General features: G+C 71.5%; 4 protein-coding genes. 1 reads left to right on the plus strand and 3 read right to left on the minus strand.

The features are described 5' to 3' along the window. Positions 1-913, minus strand: a 913-nt coding sequence (locus E1200_RS31080) for an adenylate/guanylate cyclase domain-containing protein (RefSeq protein ID WP_131955848.1), incomplete at its 3' end; no start/stop codon positions are given. Positions 914-1,003: 90 nt separating this feature from the next. On the opposite strand from E1200_RS31080, the gene E1200_RS31085 reads away from it, so the two are divergent. Beyond that, entirely contained in the window at positions 1,004-1,768 is a 765-nt protein-coding gene (locus E1200_RS31085; RefSeq protein WP_131955850.1) for a MerR family transcriptional regulator, read from the plus strand. Here the strand turns inward: E1200_RS31085 and E1200_RS31090 are convergent. Together E1200_RS31090 and E1200_RS31095 are read right to left on the minus strand one after the other, a co-directional pair. Next, positions 1,757-3,313, minus strand: coding sequence for a sigma-70 family RNA polymerase sigma factor (locus E1200_RS31090; RefSeq protein WP_131955852.1), 1,557 nt, complete (start codon positions 3,311-3,313; stop codon positions 1,757-1,759). The genes E1200_RS31085 and E1200_RS31090 overlap by 12 nt on opposite strands. Positions 3,314-3,531: 218 nt before the next feature. Next, the gene (locus E1200_RS31095; protein ID WP_131955854.1) at positions 3,532-5,154 is read right to left on the minus strand and encodes a long-chain fatty acid--CoA ligase; all 1,623 of its coding nucleotides are present in this window, start codon (positions 5,152-5,154) and stop codon (positions 3,532-3,534) included. Between the last annotated feature and the right edge of the window lie 51 nt (positions 5,155-5,205).

The following is a 5,205-nucleotide window of genomic DNA, read 5'->3' on the forward strand; positions in this document are numbered from 1 at the left end:
GGATGTCGTAGGCGCCTTTGGGGAGTGCCGTGGCGAGGCCGCTGTCGATGAGGACCGTTCCGGGGTGGGCGGTGGCCGTGAGGCGGGCGGCCAGGTTGACCGGGGTGCCGAACACGTCGCCCAGGCGCTGGATGACCTCGCCGTACGCGAGACCGACGCGAATCTTGGGGAAGTCGGGGTCGTTGTCGAAGCGTTCCGCGATGCGCAACCCGATGTCGGCGCCGGCGCGGGGGTCGGACGTGACGAACAGGACCTCGTCCCCCAGGGTCTTCACGACCCGGCCGCCGTGCTCGGCGACGATCTCGGTGGTGATGGCCTCGAAACGCTCCACGAAGGCGGCGAGGGCGCCGCTGTCGAGGCGGCGGCTCAGCCGGGTGAAGGACACCACGTCCGCGAAGCCGACCGCGAGGGTGGCGACGCCGGCGGCGGGGTCGGACTGGGCGGCGGCGGTCGTCGCGGCGGCGCGCATCCCGGCGGCGGTGAGCTGGCGGCGCCAGCCGTGCAGGAGGAGCCGCTCGAAGGCCGGGCGGAGGTCCTCGGTGGCGGCGAGGGCGGCGGTGACGAGGTCGGCCGCGGCCGCCTCGTCGGACGGGACCTCGGTGAAGGCCTGCAGCCAGACGTCGCCGAGCCAGCTGGCGAGGCGGCCCATCGTCTGGCCCACGGCGCGGACGAGCTGGAGGACCATCTCCTCGTCGACGAGCTCGGTGCCGAGGAGGTCCTTGATCTCCCTGAGGGCGGCGACGTCCCCGTCGGTGAACGCGACCTCGTCGTCGGGCGGGGTGGGGAAGCCGAGGGCCTGCCAGATGGCGCGGGCGTACTCGTCGCGGACGCCCGAGAGCGCCTCGACCTCTTTGCGCGTGTAGCGCAGGGGGCCGCCGAGAAGGGTCTCCTCGATGTCGCCCGGGTCCGCCATCACGCAAGCCCCTATGTGTCATTGACTGATGTAACAATAGTGCCGAAGTAAGATCACGGCGGTCAAGGTGAGACGAGTCGCAGGCGAGGCATGGCGGAGTACCGAATCGACGAGCTGGCGCGGCTGGCCGGGAGCACCGTCCGCAACATCCGCGCCTACCAGGACCGCGGGCTGCTGCCGCCGCCGCGCCTCGAAGGCCGGGTCGGGCTCTACGACGACTCGCACCTCGCGCGGCTCCGGCTGCTCGGCAAGCTGCTCGCCCGCGGCTACACGTTCGCGATCATCAAGGACCTGCTGACGGCGTGGGAGACCGGCAAGGACGTCGGGGAGGTCCTCGGGCTGGAGAAGGTCCTCACCGACCCGTGGTCGGACGAGATCCCCGGCACCACCACCTTCGAGGAGCTCGTCAAGAGCTTCGGCACCGGGATCGACGAGCGCGACTTCGCCCGGATGCGGGACCGGACCGTCCGGCTCGGGCTCATCGAACCGGACGGCGACAAGTACCGGGTGCCGAGCCCGCGGCTGCTGCACGTCGGCGCCGAGCTCGTCGCCGCCGGGGTTCCGCTCGACTCCGTCCTCGACATCGCCGAGCAGATCCGCGCCGACTGCGACGTGATCGCGGGCCGGTTCGTGAACCTCGTCCAGGAGCACGTGTTCGACCGGCTGGACGCGGAGCCCCTCCCGGACGGCGCGGACGTCACCGAGGTCGCCGCGGTCGTCCGCCGCATGCGGCCGCTGGTGAAGATGGTGGTCGATCCGTTCATCGCGCGGGCGATGGAGACCCGCGTCCAGGCGGCGCTCGGCGAGCACCTCGAAATGGTCCGGGACCATCTCGGCGAGCCGTCACAGGAGTGAGATGCCCCAGACGACCTTCACCTGCTGCGTCGCGCCCTCGGAATCGGTGAAGGTCAGCGTGCCCTGGCCCGGCAGCCCGACGATGAACGTCTTCAGCCGGATCGTCACCTGGTCCGTGCCGCCCTCGTCGATGCCGCCCTGCATCTCGGACAGGACGAGCTGGCTGGTCGACGTCATCGCCGTCCACGTCACCGGGCCGCTGTCCGCCGCGAGGCTGATGCTGGCCGACTTGGTCCCGTAGAGCTCGACCGTGCCGGGCGCGACGACGAGGGCGCCGGGCTGCGCGGGCGGCGGCGCGGGCGGCGTCGGCGCGGACGGCGTCGGGCTCGCCGACTCCTGCGGGGTCCTCTCCTCCGTCTGCGGCTGCACGGGCGGCTCCGCGGAGCGGCCGGGACCGTCCGCACCGGGCGCCTGCGACGGCTCCGCCTCGGTACCGGACGCGTTCGGCGGCGTGTGGCGCGTGATGGACGGCTGCGGCTCCGACCGGAACGGCGGCCACGACAGCGAATCACCGTCGATGCCGGGCCCTATGACGAACGCGGCCACCAGCGCGGCGACCAGCGCCACCGCCATGCCGCTGCCGCGGAACAGCCACCGGCGGGTGAACGGCGACGGCACGTCCGGCTGGCTCGGCAGCCCCGCCGGGGTGAGGGTGCCGCCGCGGGCGGCGATGTCGGCGCGGTGGCCGGCGAGCTCGGGGTCCGTCGCGGTGTGCATGACGCGGTGCCGCAGCGCGGCCGGCAGCACCGGGGCGGGCGCCCGCCCGAACAGCGCGGCGCCGGTCACCCGGCCGCGGCGCAGGCAGCCGGGGCAGGCGGCGGCGTGCCGCGCGGTCGCCGGGTCGGCGGGGGAGGCCGGCGGACGCCGGCGGAGAACGCGCCCGAGGCCCCGCACGTCGTCCGGCTCCGGGGCGCCGCCTTCTGCGGCGTCCACCGCGTCCGTTTCCGCCGCGCAGGCCCGGTCGGCGCGGTCGATCTCCTTCTGCAGCGCCGCCGCGAGCTCGGTCTCCGCCCTGCGGACCCGCGTCGCGGCCCGCCGCGTCGTCAGCCCGAGCGCCGCGCCGAGCGGGCCGGGCCGCAGCCCGTGCCGGAACGCCAGGAGCAGCACCTCCTGGTCGACGGGATCGAGCCGGCCGAGGGTGCCGTGGAACAGCTCGTGCAGTTCGTCGGACGGCGGCCAGTCCGGCCCGGGATCGTCCTGTTCGGCACGGTCCAGGAAGGGAATGTCGGAGAACTCGGATTCCCGGTCCCAGAACAGGACCTTCGCCCGGCCGCGGCGGATGCAGCGGCGGCGGGCCGCCCCGTAAAGCCACGAGCTCAGATAGAGGTGATCGCGCATCCGCGGGGCGCGGCGCCCGGCGTCGATGAACGTGTCGTGAACGATGTCGGCGGCGACTTTCACGTCCCCCGTCATCGACAGGACGTAGTCGTAAAGCGCCTCACCGTACTCGTCGTAGAGCGCGGCGAAGGCCGTTTCGTCGCCTTCGTTCAGCCCCTTGACCAGGGTCCGGTCGGGGGCGCGCACGGAGGGGGACAACCTGGGCATTCACGCTCCCGGCAGCGGCATGAGGGCTCCGTCCCCATGGGGATCGCCCGGACAATCAGCCCACCTTGCATACACCCGCGAACCCCATCCGCACCACCTGGTATGCCGAAATCACCATTAGGGTGACCCCGGGGTGAGATGCCGTTTCTCTCCGTGATCACGGTATCAATGACTCGGCGTCAGAATCGAGTCAGCGTCCCGATCCGGCCGGGCCGGGATCACTCGACGCGCCGCACCTCCAGCTCGCCGTCCGCATAACGGCGCCGCAGCACCTTCTTGTCGAACTTGCCGACACTGGTCTTGGGCACCTCGGGGATGAACGCCCACCGCTCGGGCAGCTGCCATTTCGCGATCCGCCCGGACAGGAACTCCCTGAGCCGCTCCGGCGTGACCGACGCGCCGTCCCGCACGACCACCGACGCGAGCGGCCGCTCCTGCCACCGGTCGTCCGGCACACCGACCACGGCCGCCTCGACGATGTCCGGGTGGGCCATCAGGTGGTTCTCCAGCTCCACCGACGAGATCCACTCGCCGCCCGACTTGATGACGTCCTTCGCCCGGTCGGTGAGCGTCAGGAAACCGCGGGGCGACAGCGTCCCGACATCACCGGTGCGCAGCCAGCCGTCGTGGAACTTCCCGGGGTCCTCGTCCAGGTAGTACGACGCGGTGATCCACGGCCCGCGGATCTCGACCTCCCCGACGGCCTCCCCGTCGTTGGGGAGCACGACGTCGCCGTCCCCCACAACGCGCATCTCCAGCCCCGCGAGGATGCGCCCCTGGCTGATCCGCGCCCGCCACTCCTCCTCACCCGTCGCCGTGACCGGCGGATGCGCGACCGTCGCGACCGGCGACGTCTCCGTCATCCCCCACGCCTGGACGATCCGGACCCCGATCTCGTCGAACCCCCGCATCAACGCCTCCGGCACGGCCGACCCGCCACAGGGAACGAGCCGCAACGAGCTCAGATCAGCCCCGTGCTCCTTCGTGTACCGCAGCAGGTCCGCCCAGATGGTCGGCACCGCCCCGGCGACGGTCGGCCGCTCCGCCTCGATCAACCGGGCCAGCGGCTCGGCCTGCAGGTACCGGTCGGGCATGACCAGGGCCGCACCCGCCATGACCGCCGCGTAAGGCATCCCCCACGCGTTCGCGTGGAACATCGGCACGACCGGCAGCACCCTGTCGGACGCACTCAGCCCCATCGCGTTACCGGTGCACATCGCCATCGAATGCAGGTACGCCGACCGGTGCGAATACACGACACCCTTCGGATTCCCGGTGGTACCACTCGTGTAGCACGTCGCGGCAGCAGACCGCTCATCGACCTCCGGCCACTCGAACACCGCCGGCGCCCCCGCGAGCAGCTCCTCGTACTGGTGCAGCTCCTTGCCGGCCCCCTCCAGCGGCGCGGTGTCACCCTCCCCGACCACGACCACATGCCGGACGGTCTTCAACTGCGGCAGCACCCCCGCCAGCAGCGGGATGAGCGACCCGTCCACGATGACGACGTAGTCCTCAGCATGATTCGCGATGTAAACCAACTGATCCGGGAACAGCCGCAAATTCAGCGTGTGCAGCACAGCCCCCATGGACGGCACCGCGAGATACGCCTCAAGATGCTCAACGTTGTTCCACATGAACGTGGCGACACGCTGATCCCCATCGACCCCGAGCTGACGCAAGGCCCCCGCAAGCCGCGCCGCCCGCTCCCCGACCTCGGCATAAGTCCGCCGCCGCGCCCCGTCCCCTTCCCAGGTGACGACCTCGACGTCCCCGAAAACCTCAACGCCATACCGCATGACCGTCCCAATGGCCAGCGGAAATTCCTGCATGGTACTCAACATAAGAAGAAGCCCTTCCTATCGAATCCCCAGACGCCGGGACCCGCCCCCACC

The sequence above is a fragment of the Actinomadura sp. GC306 genome, assembly GCF_004348665.1.
Taxonomy (GTDB): Bacteria; Actinomycetota; Actinomycetes; order Streptosporangiales; family Streptosporangiaceae; genus Spirillospora.

Bases quoted from the DNA above. Each gene is read 5' to 3' on its own strand.
- E1200_RS31090 (WP_131955852.1), bottom strand. From the start codon at position 3,313: ATGCCCAGGTTGTCCCCCTCCGTGCGCGCCCCCGACCGGACCCTGGTC.
- E1200_RS31095 (WP_131955854.1), bottom strand. From the start codon at position 5,154: ATGTTGAGTACCATGCAGGAATTTCCGCTGGCCATTGGGACGGTCATG.
- E1200_RS31085 (WP_131955850.1), top strand. From the start codon at position 1,004: ATGGCGGAGTACCGAATCGACGAGCTGGCGCGGCTGGCCGGGAGCACC.